Below are 1,090 nucleotides of genomic sequence, written 5' to 3'. Positions count from 1 at the left end.
GAACTCCTCGTGCACAAGCGGGAATTGGCCGACGCGATCGTGGGTGGTGAAGCCGCGCTGAGCGAGCTGTCCGACGCCGAGCTTCGGCGACTGGTCGAGTTGAGGAGCGCCTGACATGTCCTACTACGACGACTTCGAGGACGAACCGGTGCGCGCAGAGACGTTCCCCGCGTTCCCGCCGGGCAAGCGGTACGGCAAGAAGTTCGCCGACACCTGGTGGGGCAACGCGTGGATCGAGGCGGTGGAGTACACCGCGCTCGACCCGGAACAACTGAAGAAGGGGCGCAAGTACGCGTTCGCCGGCCAGGTCGGGGCGATCACGGTCAGCCCCGGGCGGATCTCCGCGCCGGTGCACGACGGCGACCCGGACCAGCCGTACCGCACCGAAGTCCACCTCGCGGAGCTGACCGGTGCCGGGTGGGAGCGGTTCCTGGACCGGGTGGCCGGCCGGGCCGGGCACATCGCCGCGCTGCTCGACCGGGACATGCCGCCGGACCTGGTCGACACCGCCGAGGACGCGGGCGTGCGCCTGCTGCCGAGCTTCGGCGACCTCGAGACCGAGTGTGACTGCCCGGACTGGGACAGCCCGTGCAAGCACGCGGCAGCGCTGGCCTACCAGGTTTCCTGGCTGCTGGACCGGGATCCGTTTGTCCTGCTCCTGATGCGCGGCCGGGCCGAGGACGAGCTGACCGAGGAACTGCACCGGCGCAACGCCCGGCAGGGCGCGGACGACGGCGAAGCCACGTCGGGAACTCCCGCTACGGAGGCATGGGCGGCTCCGGTCGTTCCGCTGCCGGACGGGCCCGGTCCGGTGCTGGTCCCGCCGCTGGACCTGGCACCGCTGCTGGTGGACGTGGAGGTCGAGGAGCCCCCGGTCGACACCGCAGCACTCGCCGAGCTGGCGGCCGACGCGGCGACCCGCGCTCGCGCTCTCTTGTCCACAGTAGACGGCACGATGGTGTGAACCCTGGTTCCGCAGTTTCAATTGAAACTGTTTTCGACCAGCCCGTGTGCGTGATGCTGTGCGGCATCCTGCACCACCTCCTCGACGAGGAGGACCCCCAGGGCATCGTCGATTTCCTGCGCGAGG

General features: G+C 69.9%; 1 protein-coding gene. It reads left to right on the top strand.

What is annotated here, in order from left to right; translation table 11 throughout:
- The first annotated feature begins 115 nt into the window (after positions 1-115).
- Positions 116-964, top strand: a complete 849-nt coding sequence (locus ABTZ89_RS38840) for an SWIM zinc finger family protein (protein ID WP_351054505.1) — start codon at positions 116-118, stop codon at positions 962-964.
- Positions 965-1,090 lie beyond the last annotated feature (126 nt).

Source organism: Saccharopolyspora sp. NPDC002686 (assembly GCF_040295745.1).
GTDB lineage: Bacteria > Actinomycetota > Actinomycetes > Mycobacteriales > Pseudonocardiaceae > Saccharopolyspora > Saccharopolyspora oryzae.
This window is presented reverse-complemented; position numbering and strand designations above follow the sequence as displayed.